Annotated in this window: 16 protein-coding genes and 1 other RNA gene; 11 read left to right on the top strand and 6 right to left on the bottom strand. The window is 73.4% G+C overall.

The window, feature by feature from the left end:
• The first annotated feature begins 59 nt into the window (after positions 1-59).
• The 3 genes from IF43_RS0109655 to IF43_RS0109645 are packed head-to-tail and all read left to right on the top strand — an operon-like array spanning position 60 to position 4,115.
• Positions 60-2,297: an acyl-CoA dehydrogenase family protein gene (locus IF43_RS0109655; protein ID WP_030196817.1), complete on the top strand. Its 2,238-nt coding sequence runs from the start codon at positions 60-62 to the stop codon at positions 2,295-2,297.
• Positions 2,298-2,328: 31 nt separating this feature from the next.
• Positions 2,329-3,519, top strand: coding sequence for a lipid-transfer protein (locus IF43_RS0109650; RefSeq protein ID WP_030196814.1), 1,191 nt, complete (start codon positions 2,329-2,331; stop codon positions 3,517-3,519).
• A 44-nt stretch (positions 3,520-3,563) separates the two neighbouring features.
• Positions 3,564-4,115: a YcxB family protein gene (locus IF43_RS0109645; protein WP_030196810.1), complete on the top strand. Its 552-nt coding sequence runs from the start codon at positions 3,564-3,566 to the stop codon at positions 4,113-4,115.
• Here the strand turns inward: IF43_RS0109645 and IF43_RS37910 are convergent.
• Together IF43_RS37910 and IF43_RS41555 are read right to left on the bottom strand one after the other, a co-directional pair.
• Positions 4,085-5,818: a hypothetical protein gene (locus tag IF43_RS37910; RefSeq protein WP_051795009.1), complete on the bottom strand. Its 1,734-nt coding sequence runs from the start codon at positions 5,816-5,818 to the stop codon at positions 4,085-4,087. The genes IF43_RS0109645 and IF43_RS37910 overlap by 31 nt on opposite strands.
• A gap of 298 nt (positions 5,819-6,116) precedes the next feature.
• Positions 6,117-6,533 carry a DNA-binding response regulator gene (locus IF43_RS41555; protein WP_234332052.1) on the bottom strand — a complete coding sequence of 139 codons (417 nt, stop codon included), beginning with the start codon at positions 6,531-6,533 and terminating at the stop codon, positions 6,117-6,119.
• A gap of 329 nt (positions 6,534-6,862) precedes the next feature.
• On the opposite strand from IF43_RS41555, the gene IF43_RS0109630 reads away from it, so the two are divergent.
• From IF43_RS0109630 to IF43_RS0109620, 3 genes are all read left to right on the top strand, one after another.
• Positions 6,863-7,717 (top strand): MaoC/PaaZ C-terminal domain-containing protein, encoded by an 855-nt coding sequence (locus IF43_RS0109630; protein ID WP_030196803.1) that lies wholly within the window; start codon positions 6,863-6,865, stop codon positions 7,715-7,717.
• A gap of 21 nt (positions 7,718-7,738) precedes the next feature.
• Positions 7,739-8,815 carry a Zn-dependent alcohol dehydrogenase gene (locus IF43_RS0109625; RefSeq protein ID WP_030196800.1) on the top strand — a complete coding sequence of 359 codons (1,077 nt, stop codon included), beginning with the start codon at positions 7,739-7,741 and terminating at the stop codon, positions 8,813-8,815.
• 103 nt (positions 8,816-8,918) lie between these two features.
• Complete coding sequence (locus tag IF43_RS0109620) at positions 8,919-9,860, top strand: 3-oxoacyl-ACP reductase (protein WP_030196797.1); 942 nt, start codon at positions 8,919-8,921, stop codon at positions 9,858-9,860.
• Positions 9,861-10,022: 162 nt separating this feature from the next.
• On the opposite strand, the gene IF43_RS42065 is transcribed toward IF43_RS0109620, so the two are convergent.
• On the bottom strand, positions 10,023-10,178 hold the full coding sequence (locus IF43_RS42065; protein ID WP_199922701.1) for a hypothetical protein: 156 nt from the start codon (positions 10,176-10,178) through the stop codon (positions 10,023-10,025).
• Positions 10,179-10,335: 157 nt separating this feature from the next.
• On the bottom strand, positions 10,336-11,667 hold the full coding sequence (locus IF43_RS0109610) for a hypothetical protein (protein ID WP_051795008.1): 1,332 nt from the start codon (positions 11,665-11,667) through the stop codon (positions 10,336-10,338).
• A 398-nt stretch (positions 11,668-12,065) separates the two neighbouring features.
• On the opposite strand from IF43_RS0109610, the gene IF43_RS39225 reads away from it, so the two are divergent.
• The 5 genes from IF43_RS39225 (at position 12,066) to IF43_RS0109580 (ending at position 16,202) form a co-directional block, all read left to right on the top strand.
• A complete protein-coding gene (locus IF43_RS39225; RefSeq protein WP_030196790.1) occupies positions 12,066-12,920 on the top strand; it encodes a Nif3-like dinuclear metal center hexameric protein in 855 nt (284 codons plus the stop codon).
• Entirely contained in the window at positions 12,917-13,660 is a 744-nt protein-coding gene (locus tag IF43_RS0109595; protein ID WP_199922704.1) for a zinc ribbon domain-containing protein, read from the top strand. The genes IF43_RS39225 and IF43_RS0109595 overlap by 4 nt, the downstream gene beginning before the upstream one ends.
• Positions 13,660-14,985, top strand: coding sequence for a bifunctional RNase H/acid phosphatase (locus tag IF43_RS0109590; RefSeq protein WP_030196784.1), 1,326 nt, complete (start codon positions 13,660-13,662; stop codon positions 14,983-14,985). Before IF43_RS0109595 ends, IF43_RS0109590 begins: the two co-directional genes overlap by 1 nt.
• Before the next feature lie 170 nt (positions 14,986-15,155).
• Positions 15,156-15,701: a hypothetical protein gene (locus IF43_RS0109585; protein ID WP_030196781.1), complete on the top strand. Its 546-nt coding sequence runs from the start codon at positions 15,156-15,158 to the stop codon at positions 15,699-15,701.
• A gap of 219 nt (positions 15,702-15,920) precedes the next feature.
• Positions 15,921-16,202, top strand: coding sequence for a hypothetical protein (locus tag IF43_RS0109580; protein WP_051795007.1), 282 nt, complete (start codon positions 15,921-15,923; stop codon positions 16,200-16,202).
• A gap of 79 nt (positions 16,203-16,281) precedes the next feature.
• On the opposite strand, the gene rnpB is transcribed toward IF43_RS0109580, so the two are convergent.
• An RNA gene (gene rnpB, locus IF43_RS37915) (RNase P RNA component class A) lies at positions 16,282-16,683 on the bottom strand.
• A 117-nt stretch (positions 16,684-16,800) separates the two neighbouring features.
• Entirely contained in the window at positions 16,801-18,264 is a 1,464-nt protein-coding gene (locus tag IF43_RS0109575; RefSeq protein ID WP_030196775.1) for a ribonuclease catalytic domain-containing protein, read from the bottom strand.
• Positions 18,265-18,309 lie beyond the last annotated feature (45 nt).

Below are 18,309 nucleotides of genomic sequence, written 5' to 3'. Positions count from 1 at the left end.
GACAAGAACACCTCCGTCTGACCTTCCGTCAGATTGGAACGTGTTCTACTCTGCCGCGCATGGGCAGCATCGGAGGCATCGGGATCACGCACGAGCAACGGGAGTTGGCCGAGGCGGTCCGCGGGTGGGTGGCGCGGGCCGTGCCCCCCGAGGACGTGCGCAAACTGCTGGACGCCCCGCCGCCGGCCGCCGGGACGCGACCGGTCTACTGGGACGCCATGGCCGGTCAGGGCCTGCTCGCCCCCCACCTGGAGGGCGGCACCCTGCTCGACCTCGCCGTCGTGGTGGAGGAGGCCGCGCGGGGCACGCTGCCCGGTCCCTACCTGGCGAACGCGCTCGCCTCCGCGCTGCTGGCCCGTGCGGGGGCCGACGACCTCGCGGGCGCGCTGGCGGACGGCGGCCGGATCGGCGCCGTGGCGCTGGGGCCCGGCACGCTGACGGCCGTGCCGGCCGCGGACGGCGCGTCGTACGTGCTGGACGGCGCGGCCCCGCCGGTGCTGGGGGCGGGTGAGGCGGACCTCGTCCTGCTGGCGGCGGAGTCGGGCGCGCACGGGCCGCTCTGGTTCGCCGTCGACGCCGACGTGCTGCGGGTACGGACGCACGAGAGCGCGGACCCGACCCGGCCGACCGCGGAGGTGCGGGCCGAGGGGGTCGTCGTACCGGCCGGGCGGCGGCTCGCGGTCGACGCCGCGCTGGTGCGGGACCTCGCCTGCACGCTGTTCGCGGCCGACGCGTGCGGGACCGCGGCCCGGGCGCTGCACACCGCCGCCGAGTACGCCAAGGTGCGCGAGCAGTTCGGGCAGCCCATCGGGCGCTTCCAGGGCATCAAGCACCTGTGCGCCGACATGCTCGTCCGGGTCGAGCAGGCCCGGGCGCTGGCGTGGGACGCGGCACGGGCGGCGGACGAGGACGCCGCCGGGGACGCCGCCGGGGCCGGTGCCGGGGCGGAGACGGCCGCGGAGCAGGGCGCGGCCGCCGGCCCCCGGGGGCTGGTCGCCGCGCTCGCCGCGGCCACCGCGCTCGACGCCGCGTACTCCTGCGCCAAGGACTGCATCCAGATCCTGGGCGGCATCGGCTTCACCTGGGAGCACGACGCCCACGTGAACCTGCGCCGCGCGCTCGTCGCCCGGCAGCTGCTGGGGGCCGGCGACGGCCACCGGCTGCGTGCGGTACGGCTCGCCGCCGCCGGCGCCCGGCGCGAGCTGCGGCTGGAGCTGCCGGCGGAGGCCGCGGAGTACCGTGCCCGCGCCCGGGTCGCGCTGGCCGACGTACGCGGCCTCGGGCCAGCCGAGGCACGCCGCGCCCTGGCGCCCACCGGCTACGCGGCCCCGCACCTGCCGCCCCCGTACGGGCTGGGCGCCGGCCCCGTCGAGCAACTCGCCGTACAGCAGGAGATGGCCGCCTCCGGGGTCCGCATCAGCGACCTCGGCATCGCCACCTGGGTGGTCCCCTCGCTGCTCGCCTACGGGACCGAGGCGCAGCTGGACCGCTTCCTGCTGCCCACCCTGCGCGGCGACCTGTCCTGGTGCCAGCTGTTCTCGGAGCCGGGCGCCGGCTCCGACCTCGCCTCCCTGCGCACCCGGGCCGAGCGCACCGCGAACGGCTGGCGGATCAACGGGCAGAAGGTGTGGACGAGTGCGGCGCAGAGCGCCGACTTCGGCATCCTGCTCGCCCGGACGGACCCGCAGGCGCCCAAGCACAAGGGGCTCACCTACTTCATCGTGGACATGCGGGCCGGCGCCGGCGCGGGCATCGACGTCCGGCCGCTGAGGGAGATCACCGGCGAGGCCCTCTTCAACGAGGTCTACTTCGACGACCTGCTGCTGCCCGCCGACGCCGTCGTGGGCGAGGTGGACGGTGGCTGGCGGGTGGCCCGCAACACCCTCGGCAACGAGCGCGTCCACATGGCCGACCAGATGGCCTTCGACACCGGGCTGGAGGCGCTGATCTCCCGGTCGGCCGCCCTCGACGACACCTACCGGCTGCGCATCGGGGCGCTGGCCGCCGAGGCGCACGCCCTGGCCTGCATCGGGCTGCGCACCACCCTGCAGCAGGTGTCCGGCCTCGAACCCGGCGCCGGGGCGTCCGTGCGCAAGCTCGTCCAGACCCCCCACCAGCAGCGGACCGCCGAGCTCGCGCTCGAACTGCTGGGCCCGGCGGGCGCGGTGCGGGAGGGGGCGGGGGAGCGGGCGGTGCACGGGATGCTCATGTCGCGCTGCCTGACCATCGCCGGGGGCACCACCCAGGTCCAGCTCAACGTCGTCGCCGAGCGGATCCTCGGCCTGCCACGGGACTGAAGACACGGGACTGAAGAGGGGTGCACGACAGATGAAGGCCTACATCGTCGGCGTCGGCATGACGAAGTTCGAGAAGCCGGAGTCGCGGGACTGGCAGTACTGGGACATGGCGAAGGAGGCCGGCACGGCGGCCCTCGCGGACGCGGGCCTCGACTACGGGCACGTGCAGCAGGTGCCGGTCGGGTACTGCTTCCAGGCCTCGACGGCGGGCCAGCGGGCCGCGTACGAACTGGGCCTGAGCGGCGTACCGGTCTACAACGTCAACAACAACTGCGCCACCGGCTCGACGGCCCTGATGATGGCCCGGCAGTTCGTCGAGGGCGGGATCAGCGACTGCGTGCTCGCGCTGGGCTTCGAGAAGATGAAGAAGGGTGCGCTGGGCGGCGGGGCCGACGGCGGCGACTTCACGACCTCGCCCGTGGCCCGGCACTACGGGGTGATGGCCGCCCGGCACGGGTTCGAGACGACCCCGCCCACCGCGCAGATCTTCGGCAACGCGGCGCGCGAGCACATGGAGCGGTACGGGACCACGGCCGCGCAGTTGGCGGCGGTGGGGGAGAAGAACCACCGGCACAGCGCCGACAACCCGAACGCGCAGTTCCAGGACGTCTACACGGTCGAGGAGGTCCTCACGGCCAAGGAGATCCACCGGCCGCTGACCAAGCTCCAGTGCTCGCCGACCTCGGACGGGGCTGCCGCGGCGGTGGTGGTCTCGGAGCGGTTCATGGTCGAACACGGGCTGCACGGGAAGGCGGTGGAGATCGCCGCCCAGGCGATGACCACCGACACGCCCGAGTCCTTCTCCTCCGGCTCGTGCATCGACGTGGTCGGCAGGCCGATGACGGCGGCCGCGGCCGGGCAGGTGTACGAGCGGTCGGGCCTCGGGATCGAGGACGTGGACGTCGTCGAACTGCACGACTGCTTCTCGGTCAACGAGCTGCTGACGTACGAGGCGCTGGGCATGTGCGCGGAGGGGGCGTCCGGCAAGCTCGTCGAGTCGGGGGCGACGACGTACGGGGGGCGGTGGGTCGTGAACCCCTCCGGGGGCCTGATCTCCAAGGGCCACCCGCTGGGCGCGACCGGCCTCGCCCAGGCCGCCGAACTCGTCTGGCAGCTGCGCGGCGAAGCCGGCCGCCGCCAGGTCCCGGGCGCCCGCGTCGGCCTCGCCCACAACATCGGCCTCGGCGGCGCGGCCGTCGTCACCCTGCTGCGGCGCGACTGACCCCTGCCCGCGGCTCCGGGGGCGGGGGGATAGGCTCCGCCCCCGTGGGCGACGACATACGCGGGACATCCTTCGACGTCACCACCGGCAACGTGACCCGGGACGAGTACGTCGAGGCGGCGAAGGCCGCCGGGCTGTTCCGGCGGGGGCGGGCGGTGGCCGCGCTGGGCACCGTCTTCCTCGCCGCGGCGAGCGTGTCGCCGTCTCCGGACGGTTTCACCGTCCACCCGCTCCCGCTCGGCCTCGCGGTGGCTTACGCCCTCGTGACGCTGCTGGTCCTGCCGCGGTGGGCGGTCGCCCGGGGCTTCCGCACCGGCCGGGCCGCCGAGGAGAAGCGGGCCGTGGTGGACGGTACGGGCATCGAGGTGCTCCGCGGCGGGGAGGCGCAGCGGATCGGGTGGGACGACATGCGCTGGTACCACGAGACCCCGCGGCTGCACGTGTTCGTGGGCCGCGCGGGCCGCAGGGCCTGCCTGGTGGTCCTGCCGAAGCGGCTGTTCACCGCGCCGGGCGAGAGCGACCGACTGGCCGCCCTCGCCCACGCGCAGGCCGGTGACGGTCACTGTCAGGGCGTGACGCCCGCGACCGGAGCCTGAGGCTCCGCTCTGAAGATCTTGCCCGTGAACTGGACGGTGCGCGCGGCCGGCGCGCTCGCGTCCGCGACCGCCGCCACCGCCTTGGGGTTGAAGATCAGGTCGTAGACCCGCTGCATGGCGTCGATGTCGTACTTGCCGTGCCCGTCGCCGCCGTGACCGCCGTGGCCCTCCCCGCCGTGCCCGTCGCCGCCGTGCTCGTGACCCGCGTGCAGAGGGGCTGCGTGCTCGAGACCGTCGTGCTCTTGGCCGTCGTGCTCGTGGTCCCCGTGACCGCCGGCGTGACCGCCGGCTCCGTGCCCGGCGCACGTCGGACCCACCCACGGCGCCTCGACGCTGACCCACGCCCCCTTGGCGAACCACGGAACGCCTCCCACGGTCTTGCGGGTCACCTGCCCAGGATGCGCGGCGGCGTGCGCTGCGAACCAGTCCTCGATGCGGTCGTCGACCCAGCCGTGCAGGCGCCAGAAGACGGGGTGTACGTGTGAAGAGAACGTGTCGTTGAGGTCGTCGTAGTAGACCGGCGGCTTGTTCTCGCTTTCGACCTTGATCCACTTTCCGGACGTGTCTTCGGGAGGCCGACCGCCCGGCACCGGCGCGAGCGTCTTGGGATCCCTCGGAATCGAGCACCACCGGATGTGCATCAGGTTGTGGATCAGCCATTCGATCTTCGCGCCGAGCTGGTCGAGGGTGAGCGTCGAAAGGTACTTCGGATCCTTGAACTTCCGCTCGAGGAAGGTCATCCGCGAGTGCCAGTACTCGTCGCTCTTGACCATTGCCAGCCCCTTGTTGGAGCCTTCACCCTTCCCCTGGTCCCATGTCTGGGGCACGGAGAATCCATCGCGATTCCGTGACCGCCGGTTCGGGGTGGGTATGGACTTCCACGACTCGATCATGGGCAGACCGTGTGCGCCCAGCAGCTCGCGGACGTCCTGGATCATCTGGCGGTGCATGTAGAGGAAGTCCTCACCGGCGCCGTTGTCCGGATCGCGCTGCTCGACGGTTCCGCGCGTGGGGCGTTGATTCGGATGCGGCGGTTCCCAACCGAGTTTCCTGATCTCGGCCTTGTCGTTCTCCGAGATGTCACCGTCGCCCGGTGTGACCCAGTTGTCCCGCAGCCCGTGCCAGATCGCGTGGTGCAGGCGATGGTGCCGTGAGCCCATCATTTCGAGCAGCTCGGGAGGGAGCCCGATCACGTCCCGCGCCTGGACGAACGCGGGCCGCACCATGATGAACGAGGCGGTGCTGCCCCGCAGGGCAGCACGGTCCACCGTCTGGTTCGGGGCGAGGTCGCCGTGCGTCTGGCTGCGCACGACCGAGCCGACGATCGCGTCGATCTGGTTGGAGCCGTCCGGCCAGGTGGGGGTGTAGAACGCGTCGTACTCGTACAGCCAGCCGTCGCTCGGCGTTCCCGGCAGGCCGTGGGCGTTCCACTTGATCCAGGTGGTTCCGTCGCGGTCCTCGATCTTTCCGTTCAGGTGCATGTCGAGCGGACTGTCGTCGGTGCCCATCTCGAAGACCCCGGTGAGCCCGCCGGTGACCGTGGGGTGGAAGGTCATCACTCCTTGACCGAAGAGGTAGCCGGACCACTTCTTGACGTCGTCCGTCACGATGTGCTCGGGGTCGAGCTCGGGCAGGACGGCGGCTTGGTTGACGAAGCTGCGGTAGGTCCAGCTGCCAGCGAGCAGGTCGTAGATCATGGTCACTCGCCCCATCTCGATCGGCGTCGCGATCGCTGATGACCCGATCGGCGGCATGGCCTGCCGATGCGGGATCCGTGGGAAGGGGGCGCCGAAAATCGCATGCGCGGAGACCGGTCCGGAAGGCGGGGAACCCGGCCAGCGGGGTGTGCCGAGCAGCGCTGCGCCTCAATCAGTATCCGGTACGCCTGCCGCATGCGCATCTGAGCGACTTCGTGCACGGCGTCCGTGTTATTGAAGCCCCAACTGCTGCTACGGCTTGTCTTTCCCGGTACGGGCACCGTGCTGGCCGGGTCCGGTACGACTACGCCTCGAGCACCGGGTCCGTGACCGGCTCGCCGGTCACGGCGCGGCGGACCGCCCGGGCCAGCGCCGCGGGAGGGTCGTCCCGCAGCACCACCCCCGCCGCCCCCGCGGCGAGCGCTCCCTCCACCAGGCCGGGCCGGGCCGACCCGGCCAGCAGCAGCACCCGGCACTCCGGAGCCTCGCCGCACACCGCCGCCACCTCCGCGAGCGCGTCGGGCCGGTCCGCGTCCACCAGGGCCACCGCCGGACGGGCCGTCAGGGCCGCCGCGCCCGCGTCCGCGCCCGGCGCGACCAGGGCGACCACGTCGAGGTCCGGCTCCAGCCCGAGCAGGACCGCCAGTGCGCCGGCCGGGGTGCCCGGACCCTCCGCCAGCAGGACCCGCAACGACCTCGCCGTCCGGAAATTCCGGGGCATTTCGTCCACCCGACCAGGGTAGGGGGCGGGCCGCCCGTGCGCCCGCCGGGCGGCTCGCCGGGCGGGTCCGGCGCGGCTTCTGACGTCACGTCAGCAGTCTTCACAAGTGCTGGGTGGTGCGTTATACATAGGGGCCACCGGCCTAGAACGCGTTCTAGAACTGCCCCCCGGAGCGCCGCCGGGCGCGCGGGGCGCGGGCCACGCGGGCGGGCCGGCCCGCAGACGACCTCGGTGCGGCCGACGGTGCGGACGGCCGCACCGAGGTCTTCCACGTTCCGTCCGCCTCCGCACCCCTGCGCACCACCGGGCAATGAAGGAGCAGCAGCCGCATGCCGATCGATGCCGCACGGGCCCTCGCCGCCGAACCCCGCACGAGTGACATCAGCTGGGACCACAAGGACGTCCAGCTGTACCACCTCGGACTCGGCGCGGGCATCCCGGCCACGGACCCCGACGAGCTGCGCTACACCCTCGAGTCGAAACTCCACGTCCTGCCCAGCTTCGCCACCGTCGCGGGCGCGGGCATGGCCATGCTCGGCGGCCTCGGCGCCCCCGGCATCCAGGTGAACCTCGCCGCCGTCCTGCACGGCGGCCACGCCATCCGGCTGCACCGCCCCATCCCCGTCAAGGGGCGGGCCACTTCTAGCTCGAAGGTCGCGGCGGTCTACGACAAGGGCAAGGCCGCCGTCATCGTGCTGCGCTCCGAGGTCGCCGACGCGGAGGGCCCGCTGTGGACCTCCGACGCGCAGATCTTCGTACGGGGGGAGGGCGGGTTCGGCGGCGACCGGGGCCCGTCCGCGCGCCTGGAGGAGCCCGCGCGCGAGCCGGACCGGACGGTGGAGCGCACCATCCGCGAGGAGCAGGCCCTGCTCTACCGGCTCTCCGGGGACTGGAACCCGCTGCACGCCGACCCCGACTTCGCCAAGACGGCGGGCTTCGACCGGCCGATCCTGCACGGCCTGTGCTCGTACGGCATGACGCTCAAGGCCGTGGTGGACACCCTCCTCGACGGCGACGTCTCGCGCGTACGGGCGTACAGCACCCGCTTCGCCGGCATCGTCTTCCCGGGCGAGACGCTGCGGATGCGCATGTGGCAGGAGCCCGGCCGCATCCAGGTGACCGTGACCGCCGCCGACCGGGACGACGCCCCGGTCCTCGCCGACACCCTCGTCGAACACGCGTAACCCAGCCAAAGGAGCCGCACCGTGCGCGCAGCACTGCAGAGCGAGATCGGCCAGGACAAGCTCGAGGTCGTCGACGACATGGCCGCCGTGGGCTTCGGCCCCGGCAAGGTGAGGATCCGCATCAAGGCCACCGGCCTCTGCCACTCCGACCTGTCCGCGATGAACGGCGTACTGCCGCAGCCCGCCCCCTTCGTGCCCGGTCACGAGGGCGCCGGCGAGATCGTGGACGTCGGCGACGGCGTCACCGGCCACCGGATCGGCGACCGGGTCCTGGTCTGCTGGCTGCCGCCCTGCGGGCACTGCCCCGCCTGCAAGCGCGGCGAGGGCCACCTGTGCCTGGAGTCCTTCGCGAACGTCGCCACCCCGAACTTCCGCCGCGCGGACGGCGACGTCTTCGGCTTCGCCGGCACCGGCACGTTCGCCGAGGAGGTCGTGGTGCCGGCCGGCTGCGCGGTCCCGATCCCGGACGACCTGCCGTACGACATCGCCGCGCTGATCGGCTGCGGCGTCACCACCGGGCTGGGCGCGGCCCTCAACACCGCGAAGGTGGCCGCCGGCTCCTCGGTGGCGGTCATCGGCTGCGGCGGCGTGGGCATCTCCGTCATCCAGGGCGCCAAGGTGCAGGGCGCCGCCCAGATCGTCGCCGTCGACCCGGTGGCCTCGCGGCGGGAGGCGGCGCTGCGGTTCGGCGCCACCGAGGCGGTCCCGCCGGAGGAGTTCGGCGACGCCAAGAACCGGATCACGGCGGGCGAGGGCTTCGACTACGTCTTCGAGGTGGTCGGCAAGTCCGCCACCGCGCACAAGGCGTACGAGATGACCCGGCGCGGCGGCTCGGTGGTCGTGGTCGGCGCCGGCGCCCTCGACGACAACTTCCAGGTCAACATGTTCTCGCTGTTCTTCGACGAGAAGAAGATCCTGCCGTCGATGTACGGCGGCGGGGACGTGCTCCGCTCCTACGAGCGCACCATCGCCCTGTGGCGGGCCGGCCGGATCGACCTGGCCGGCCTGATCACCCACCGCGTGCAGCTCGCCGAGATCAACGACGCGATCGACCAGATGCGCACCGGCGTGGCCCTGCGCACCTGCATAGAGCTCTGAGGGCCGACGGCTCCGGGCGACACCCGGCGACACAGTGCCGCGCCTGGCGGCACCGTGCCGCACCCAGCGACACCTTCCGTGATCCGAGAGGGGAACGTGCCTGATGTCACTGCCACTTGAGGGCCTGTGCGCGATCGTCACCGGCGCGGGCCGGGGCCTCGGCCGGGCCGAGGCGATCGAGCTCGCCCGGCTCGGCGCGAGCGTCGTCGTCAACGACTTCGGGCAGCCGGGCCGGGACGGCACCGGGGCGGCCTCGGCGACGCCGGCCGAGGAGGTGGCCGAGGAGATCCGCGCGGCGGGCGGGCAGGCCGTCGCCCACCTCGGCGACGTGGCCGACTTCGGCCAGGCGCGCGAGCTGGTGGAGCTGGCGGTGAGCAGCTTCGGCAAGCTCGACGTCCTGGTCAACAACGCCGGCATCCTGCGGGACCGGATGGTCTTCTCGATGTCGGAGGAGGAGTGGGACTCGGTCATCCACGTCCACCTCAAGGGCCACTTCAACACCACCCACTTCGCGGCCGTGCACTGGCGCGAGCGGTCCAAGGCGGCCGGCGGGCCGGTCTACGGGAGGATCGTCAACACCTCGTCCGAGGCCTACCTCGCCGGCTCCGCCGGGCAGCCCAACTACGCCGCGGCCAAGGGCGGCATCGTCGGGCTGACGACGTCGACCGCGCTGGCCCTCGCGAAGTACGGCGTCACGGCGAACGCCATCTGCCCGCGCGCCCGCACCCGGATGACCGAGGACGTCTTCGCGGGCTTCCAGGTCCCGGAGGAGGGCAAGCTCGACCCGCTGGCGCCCGAGCACGTCTCCCCGCTGGTCGGCTACCTCGCCTCGCCGGCGGCCGGGCGGGCCAACGGCCAGCTGTTCGTGGTGCACGGCGGGATGGTGGCGGTGATGGAGCGGCCCCGGGTGGCGGCCAAGTTCGACACCGCCAAGGAGGCCTTCTCGTACGAGGAGCTGGACGAGCTCCTCACCCCGCACTACGCCGCCCGCCCCGCGAACGAGACGTTCGCGGCGGCGGAGGTGCTGGGTCTGAAGCGGGGCTAGCGCCGTCCGTCCGGAGCGGGCAGGTCGAGCGGTCGGTGTCGGCCGGTCGGATCCGGCCGGACGGGGCCGGGCAGCGGTCCGGCTGGCCCGTCCGGCTGCCGGAAGGCCCCGGGGGATCGTGTCCCCCGGGGCCTTCCACGTGCTCCGGCTGCGTCGGCCGCCTCAGGCCGCCTGCTCCTCCGCGGTGGCGGAGGGCCTGCGGTGGCGGCCGAGCGCCTGAACCGCCGAGTCCTCGGGGGACGCGGCGCCGCGGTGGCGTCCACGACCCTCGGCCCCCGCCGGTCGTCCCTCGATGGTGTCGGTGATGACGTCAGACATGCGAATCGCTTTCTCACTCTGCGGCCGCGTCCCCCCGGACACGGTCGCCCCCCAGTTTCACAGTCCGCATCTAATCAGACCGGACTGACAGGAAGAGGGGGCGCCACGCTGTCCGAGGGCACCGCAAGCGCAACGCGAGGCGCGGTCAAGGCCGTTGCTACCCGAAGACCTTGTAGAACACGCCCTGCGGACCCTTCGGGAAGGGGGCCTGCTGGAGCGGGACCGGCCGGATCGGGACCCGGCCGGCCGCGGAGGCGAGGCCCGTCCCGGCGGTCCCGGCGGTCCCGGCGGCGGCCTCGCCGGGACCCTGGCCCGTGGCCGGCCCCAGACCGGTGGCCGGCCCCAGACCGGTGGCCGGTCCCGGCCCGGCGTCCGGGCCCGGTCCCGCGCCCAGCCCGGCGGGCCCGCCCGGGGCGGACGCGTCCGGCTGGGCCGGGACGGACACCGGCAGCAGCCTTATCGCCGGCACCGGATGGGGGACCGTCACCGTCAACACACCGCACGGCACCTCCGGCGTGGCGTACGGCAGCCGCAGCGCACCCTCCGGCGTCCACAGGCCCGCCCCGCCCAGCCACCCCACCGGCCCGCGCAGGGAGAACATCCGCCGGTCCGCCGGACGCCACAGGCCCAGCCCGCCGTCCGCCAGCCGCAACGCCACCGCGCTGCTCTCCGGCATCAGCGCCTGCCCCGGCTGCACCGCGAACGGCTCCGCCCCGTCCGCCTCCGTCCGCAGGCACTCCGGGAACCGGACCGGCCGGGCGCTGCCCAGCACGCCCCAGCCCAGCCGCGGCTCGCCCGGCGCGTCGGACCGGATGATCAGGAGCCCGCTGTCCGGCTCGGCGAGCAGCAGCCGGTCGTTGCTGCCCTCGGCGATCTGGAGGAGCGGCGTCACGTCCCCGCCCCGGGTGAGGTCCACGGCCACCGCCTTGACCCCGACGCCGGCCAGCTCGCGGTCCAGGGCGAGCATGCGTCCCGTACGGTCCAGCCAGACGCCCCCCGAGCAGCGCCCGCGCACCTCGGCGACCCGCTCGGGGCCGTCGGTACCGGCGCCGGACCGCTCCGACCCGCTCCCGGCGACCCGCCACACCGCGCTCTCCGCCCCGTCGACGACGAGGGCGTACGCGCTCGTGCCGTCCGGCGCCGGCGGCAGCAGCCGCACCCGGCGCCCTTCCTTCGCCTCGATGCCGCCCAGCGGGAGCTCGCCGGTGCGGGGACCGGTCTCATGGCCCGTCGGGTAGAGCAGGGCGAACGCGTGCCGGTCCGCCACCCGCCGGTGGATCAGCACCCGCCCGTCGGTGAGCGGCAGCACCTCGCTGTCCGCCTCCTCGGGCTGCTCCAAGGGGAGCGGCACCGCGTACGGCTCCGGTCCGCAGAGCGTCCAGCGCTCGGGGAACCGGGCCTCTCCGTCGCCCGCCAGCCGCGCGGCGTACGAGCCGTCCGCGGCGATCACGAAGGCGGTCGCGGCGGAATCGATGGCACTGGCTGTCATCGGTACGTCACCTCCAGCGAGGAAGCTAGTTTTCGCACTTCCAGCCGAACAACACGAGCACCCGCGCTTCACACATAAGGGTGGCCGACGGGCGGTTCGCCGGTGAGTGGGGAGGAGGGTGTGCTGCGCGGGTCCGCGGACGGTGTGCTGCGCGGGTCCGCGGACGGCCCGCCCCGCGGCCCGCCTTCGGCCGAGGCCCTGGCACCGGCGGCCGGGGCGGGGCGGGGCGGGGCGGACCGCCGCGGCGCCGAGGGCGGCGGGGTCCAGCGCCCGCCACCGCTCCCGTAAACCGGTCCGTACGGGGGCGGGGACGGTGCGTGAGGCCCCGGCCCCCGGGCCGGCGGCCCGGCCCGGACCGAGGACAGGGCCGAGCCCGTACGGACGGTAGCCTTGCTCCCGTGCCCCGTCTGTCTGAAGTCATCGCCGCGCTCGACGCTCTCTGGCCCCCCGAGCGGGCCGAGCAGTGGGACGCGGTCGGAACCGTCTGCGGCGACCCCGACGCCGAGGTCACCCGCGTGCTGTTCGCCGTGGACCCCCTCCAGGAGGTCGCCGACGAGGCCCTGGAGCTGGGCGCCGACCTGGTCGTCACCCACCACCCGCTCTACCTGCGCGGGACCACGACCGTCTCGGCCGGCACCTTCAAGGGCAAGGTCGTGCACACGCTCATCAAGCACGACATCGCCCTGCACGTGGCGCACACCAACGCCGACACCGCCGACCCCGGCGTCTCCGACGCCCTGGCCGGCGCCCTCGACCTGCGCGTGACCGGGCCCCTCGTGCCCGACCCGACCGACCCCGCCGGCCGCCGGGGCCTGGGGCGGATCTGCGCCCTCGACCACCCCGAGACGCTCGCCGCGTTCGCCGAGCGCGTCGCGAAGCGGCTGCCCGCCACCGCGACCGGCATCCGCGTCGCGGGCGACCCCGAGCAGGTCATCCGGACCGTCGCGGTCAGCGGCGGCTCGGGCGACAGCCTCTTCGCCCAGGTGCGCGCGGCCGGCGTGGACGCCTTCGTCACCGCCGACCTGCGCCACCACCCGGTGTCCGAGGCCCGCGAGACCAGCCCGCTGGCCCTCGTCGACGCCGCCCACTGGGCCACGGAGTGGCCCTGGTGCGAGCAGGCCGCGGCCCAGCTCGACGCGATTTCCGACCGGCACGGCTGGGGCCTGCGCACCCACGTCTCGCACACGGTCACCGACCCCTGGACCGCCCACGCGGCGTCGTCCGCCATCTCAACCACTGGAGCCCCCAACTGAACGCCGAGCCCGCCGACCAGATCCGACTCCTCGACGTCCAGGCCCTGGACGTACGGCTGTCGCAGCTCGCGCACAAGCGCAAGTCGCTGCCCGAGCACGCCGAGCTCGACTCCCTCTCCAAGGACCTGACGCAGCTGCGCGACCTGCTGATCGCCGCGCAGACCGAGGAGAGCGACACCGCCCGCGAGCAGACCAAGGCGGAGCAGGACGTGGACCAGGTGCGCCAGCGCGCCGTCCGCGACCAGCAGCGCCTCGACTCGGGTGCGGTCTCCTCCCCCAAGGACCTGGAGAACCTGCAGCGCGAGCTCACCTCGCTGGCCAAGCGCCAGGGCGACCTGGAGGACGTGGTCCTGGAGGTCATGGAGCGTCGCGAGTCCGCCGCCGAGCGCGTGGCCGAGCTGACCGAGCGCGTCTCCTCCGTGCAGGCCAAGACCGACGACGCCGCCGCCCGCCGGAACGCCGCCACGGGCGAGATCGACGCCGAGGTCGCCGGCCTGGAGAAGGACCGCGCGGTCGTCGTCGGCGCCATGCCGGCCGACCTGGTCGCCCTGTACGAGAAGATCCGCGCCAAGACCGGTGACGTGGGCGCCGCCAAGCTGTACCAGCGCCGCTGCATGGGCTGCCAGATCGAGCTGGACCTCGCCGAGGTGAACGAGATCAAGGCGGCCGCGCGCGACAAGGTCGTGCGGCACGAGAACTGTGGCCGGATCCTGGTCCGTACGGCCGACTCGGGCATCTGATGCGCCGTTTCGTCGTGGAGGCCGACGGCGGGTCCCGGGGCAACCCGGGGCCGGCCGGCTACGGCGCCGTCGTGCTCGACCCGGCGAGCGGTGAGACGCTCGCGGAGCGGGCGGAGTACATCGGTGTCGCGACGAACAACGTGGCCGAGTACAAGGGCCTGATCGCCGGTCTGACCGCGGCGCGCGAGCTCGACCCGGAGGCCCGGATCACGGTCCGGATGGACTCCAAGCTCGTCGTCGAGCAGATGTCGGGCCGCTGGAAGATCAAGCACCCGGACATGAAGCCGCTGGCGGCCGAGGCCGCCCGCATCCTGCCGGGCGCGCAGGTCGCGTACGAGTGGATCCCGCGCGAGCGGAACAAGCACGCGGACCGGCTGGCCAACGAGGCCATGGACGCGGGCCGGCGCGGCGAGCAGTGGTCGCCGTCCGCCTCCTCGGCGGCCCTCGACGCGGGCGCGGCCCGCGCGCTGGCCGTCCCGCCGCCCGCGGGTCCGCCCGGGGACGCCGCCGCGGGCGCGGCGGCGGTGCGGGCGGCGCTGGCGGACCGGTCGGCCCCGGCGGAACGGTCGGCCTCCTCCGCGGTGGCGGCGCGAACGTCCGCCGCGGCCCCTGTCGCGGCCGCGGCTGTCGCGGTCCCGGCGGCGGCTGCTCCGGTGGAGACCGCTGCGGCCCCCTCCGCCGGCTGGGGTGCGCCGGACCTGGGCACTCCCGCCACCTTCGTCCTCCTCCGCCACGGCGAGACCGCGCTCACCCCGCAGAAGCGGTTCTCCGGCAGCGGCGGCACCGACCCGGAGCTCTCCGCGGCGGGCCGGCGCCAGGCCGAGGCCGTGGCCGCCGCCCTGGCGGCCCGCGGCACGATCCAGACGATCGTCAGCTCGCCGTTGACGCGCTGCCGCCAGACCGCCCAGGCCGTCGCCGAGCGCCTCGGCCTGGACGTCACCGTCGAGGAGGGGCTGCGCGAGACGGACTTCGGCGTCTGGGAGGGCCTGACCTTCGCCGAGGTGCGCGAGCGCTACCCCGCCGACCTCGACGCCTGGCTGGCCTCGCCGAAGGCGGAGCCCACGGGCGGCGGCGAGAGCTTCGCCGCGGTCGCCCGCCGGGTGTCGGCCACGCGCGACCGGCTGCTGGCCCGGCACCAGGGCCGCACGGTCCTGCTGGTCACGCACGTGACCCCGGTCAAGACGCTGGTCCGGCTGGCCCTGGGCGCGCCACCCGAGGCCCTGTTCCGCATGGAGTTGGCCGCCGCGTCGCTGTCGGCGGTGGCGTACTACGCGGACGGCAACGCGTCGCTGCGCCTGCTGAACGACACCTCACATCTGCGTTGACGCGAGGCCGACGCGTCGTGAACGGGGACCGGCCACGGACCGCACGAGCGGTCCGTGGCCGGTCTTCGCGTATGGCTGGCTGACAATCGACCTTACCGTCGAGTCGAAAATCTGTGCAGGATGCCGGGGATCTTCACGATCTCCTTGTCGTCGACACAGAAAGGGGCAGCATGTCCCGCATGCGCCTGATCGCCGTACCCGTCCTCGCCGCAGCCCTGGGCCTGGCCTCCGCGACGACGGCCTCCGCCGCCACCGCCCGGATCACCAAGGCCGAGTACGACAAGATCAAGCTCGGCTCGTCGATCGCGACGATGCACGCCACCGCCGGCCGCGGCGCGTGCAGGCTGCAGTCCGACTCCTCCGCCGGCGGTGTGCGGATCAAGCAGTACGAGTGCAAGGGCGACAAGCCCTTCAGCGTCGCGGACTTCACCTTCTCCAACAACAAGCTGGAGGTCCGCACCCAGGTCTTCCTGGACGGCGGCAAGTCCAACGGCCGCATGACCAAGGCCAAGTACCTCAAGGTCACGCGCGGCAAGACCATCGCGCAGATGAAGGAGATCACCGGCGTCGGCACCTGCGTCCGCGTGGCCCAGACCGAGACCCGCGGCATGCGCTCCTCGACGTACAACTGCGACCAGTCGAGCACCTTCGGCGTCGCCACGTTCCTCTTCGAGAACGGCAAGATGAGCATCCGCTCCCAGGTCGGCCTGCGCTAGTTCCCGCGGTTCCCGCCGGACCCGTAGTGCGTGGTTCCTGAAGCCCTGCGGGCGAAGGCCCCGTCCCCCAGCGGCGCCTTCGCCCTTCGCGCGCTCCCGTGGCGACTTTCCTACCGGTGGTGCTACGTTTTTGGGCATGAGTAGCCTCCACGTGACGCCCCCCCCCGCGGAGGCAGGCGGAAGAAGAGTGGTGAGCCGGCCGACGCGTAGCGCCTGGAAGTGCGCCGCACCGGCAACGCCGCCAAGCGCCTGGCGTTCCTCCTCTCCCGCTTCGACGTCAAGCCGGTCACGGACGGCGTCACGGAGAACGCGGCGAAGCTCCTCGACGTGACGGGGCTGGACGGACACGAGTGCCTGGTGGACGCCCTGATCGTCGCCACGGCCGCGCTCTGCACGCCGCCGGTGCGGATCGTCACGTCCGACTCGGCCCAGGTTCCGAAGCTCTGTGCGGCCGCGGAGACGCTTCCCGCGGCGCCGGACATCAAGGTGATCGTCGTCTGAAACGCTGCCCCCGGATCGCCCCCGGCAGGCATGGGACCCCTGGGGCCGGACCATCGCCCCAGGTCGGGGATACAGGCGGCAGACGAGTCGGCCTGTACGCCGGGTTCTGTCACCCGGAGACCTCGCGGTCGCCGGGGAGACGGCCATCCATCTAGGACCGGCGTTGCCGCCGGTCTCGTGCGGTCTACCCGCGAACTCGGGCGGGCAGCCCTCGATCGTCCGCGCAGGGCCGGATCGCTCCGACCCCTCTTGACCTTGCTCCGAGTGGGGTTTACCTAGCCGCCTGGGTCACCCCAGGCGCTGGTGGTCTCTTACACCACCGTTTCACCCTTACCGAGGGCCGAGGCCCCCGGCGGTCTGCTTTCTGTGGCACTGTCCCGCGGGTCACCCCGGGTGGGCGTTACCCACCACCCTGCCCTGTGGAGCCCGGACGTTCCTCGGCGGGGTCCGAGGACCCCGACGCGGCCGTCCGGCCGGCTCGTCTGCCGTGGTGACCATGCTACCCGCGCGACGGCCGTCGCTTGACCTTGCCGCAGCGGCGGGGTGTGGAACGGGGGCATGCGGATGCCGGCGGCGCTCGTGGCGGCGGTGCGGCGGCCTACGGCAGGCTGAAGAGGATCTTGTCCTTCTTGAGACCCGCCTTCGGGTCGGCCTTCTCGAGCTTGGCCCGGACGCTCGAACCGAGCACGAGGGATCCGCTCGCCTTCTTGATCTTGCCCATCACGGGGGGATCCGCCAGATAGGCCAGACCCGTCCTGGGGTTGGGAGGGACCCATTCCGCGTCGGTGTCGATCACGGCGGCGTCGAACGTCTCGCCCTCCCGGTGCTGGAGCAGTGCCGCCTCCACGATGTCCACGCACTCCCCGTCCGCCAGACCCGCCTTGCCGTTCCTCATCGTGGCCGGCAGGTCCTGCAGGGCGTCGAGCACCCAGGCCGGCGGGGCCTGGAGCGCGCAGGCGGCCACGCACAGCTCGCCGGTGTACCGGTCGACCAGGCGCCGCATCGGTGCCGTGCAGTGCGCGTAAGGGGCCGCGATGGACGCGTGCTTCTGGTTCGGGGGGAGGGCGCCGTCGCGGAAGGCCGTGTAGTCCGCCTTCCTGAACAGGCGGGTGGCCTCGTGGAGGAAGGCGGCGTGGTTCTGCTTGCTCGGATCGAGGGAGCGGATCAGGTCGGCGTACGACATGTGGTGCTTCCAGTCGATGCCGAGCTGCTTGGCGATCTCGCGCAGCCCCGGGACCGGGTCGGGGACCCTCAGCTCCTGGGTCCGCAGGATGCCCGTACCGCTCTTCAGCATGATCTTGGCCGCTTCCATGCCGGTCATGAGGGAGATCTGCTCGTTCCAGCCCTCCACCGCCAGCGGTGTCCGGTAGGACAGCCGGAACTCCCCGTCCTTGAGGGTGATCTCCTGGTCCGGCAGCATGAGCGAGACGGCCTTCCGCTCGTCCTCGACGGCCTCGCGCAGCATGCCGATCTCGCGCAGCAGCGCGACGGCCGGCTCGGCCGTCCCCGCGTCGATGTCCTGCTGGACGCCCGCGTAGTTGAGCTTGGCCCGGCTGCGGACCAGCGCGCGGTACACGGTGCTGGCGGTCACCACGCCGTGGGCGTCGAGGTCGTGCTGCCACAGCAGGGCCGGGACCTTCTCGTTCGTCGGGAGCAGGCTGGCCGCCCCCTCGGACAGGACGGGCGGGTGCAGGGGCACCTTGAGGTCGGGGAAGTACAGCGTCTCGACGCGCTGGTGGGCCTCGGTGTCGATCACTCCGCCGGGTTTGACGAAGGCGGCCATGTCGGCGATGGCGTAGTGGACGCGGTACCCGCCGCCCGCCCGCCGCTCCAGGTACATGGCCTGGTCGAGGTCCTGCGAGTCCGGCGGGTCGATCGTGAAGAAGGGCAGCTCGGTGACGTCCTTGTGGGACAGCTCGGGTGCCCGGGCGGCCTCCGCGGCCGCCTCGAGCACGGTTGGGGGGAAGTCCCCTGGGGCCGGCAGCTCCCTGCGGAGCGTGTCGAGTGCGGGACGCAGCGCGGTCTCGGCCGCGTCGGAGAGGTGGATCGGGCGACGGGGCATGCCCCGAGCGTAGGCACGCGGGTGCGGACCGGCACGGCGAGCGCG

Origin of the sequence: Streptomyces sp. NRRL S-87 (assembly GCF_000719335.1) — a bacterium.
Classification (GTDB): Bacteria; Actinomycetota; Actinomycetes; order Streptomycetales; family Streptomycetaceae; genus Streptomyces.
This window is presented reverse-complemented; position numbering and strand designations above follow the sequence as displayed.

Coding starts and splice junctions, on each gene's coding strand:
- IF43_RS0109650 (WP_030196814.1), top strand. CDS start 2,329: ATGAAGGCCTACATCGTCGGCGTCGGCATGACGAAGTTCGAGAAGCCG.
- IF43_RS0109585 (WP_030196781.1), top strand. CDS start 15,156: ATGTCCCGCATGCGCCTGATCGCCGTACCCGTCCTCGCCGCAGCCCTG.
- IF43_RS0109655 (WP_030196817.1), top strand. CDS start 60: ATGGGCAGCATCGGAGGCATCGGGATCACGCACGAGCAACGGGAGTTG.
- IF43_RS0109575 (WP_030196775.1), bottom strand. CDS start 18,264: ATGCCCCGTCGCCCGATCCACCTCTCCGACGCGGCCGAGACCGCGCTG.
- IF43_RS41555 (WP_234332052.1), bottom strand. CDS start 6,533: ATGCCCCGGAATTTCCGGACGGCGAGGTCGTTGCGGGTCCTGCTGGCG.
- IF43_RS0109630 (WP_030196803.1), top strand. CDS start 6,863: ATGCCGATCGATGCCGCACGGGCCCTCGCCGCCGAACCCCGCACGAGT.
- IF43_RS0109610 (WP_051795008.1), bottom strand. CDS start 11,667: ATGACAGCCAGTGCCATCGATTCCGCCGCGACCGCCTTCGTGATCGCC.
- IF43_RS0109620 (WP_030196797.1), top strand. CDS start 8,919: ATGTCACTGCCACTTGAGGGCCTGTGCGCGATCGTCACCGGCGCGGGC.
- IF43_RS42065 (WP_199922701.1), bottom strand. CDS start 10,178: ATGTCTGACGTCATCACCGACACCATCGAGGGACGACCGGCGGGGGCC.
- IF43_RS0109590 (WP_030196784.1), top strand. CDS start 13,660: ATGCGCCGTTTCGTCGTGGAGGCCGACGGCGGGTCCCGGGGCAACCCG.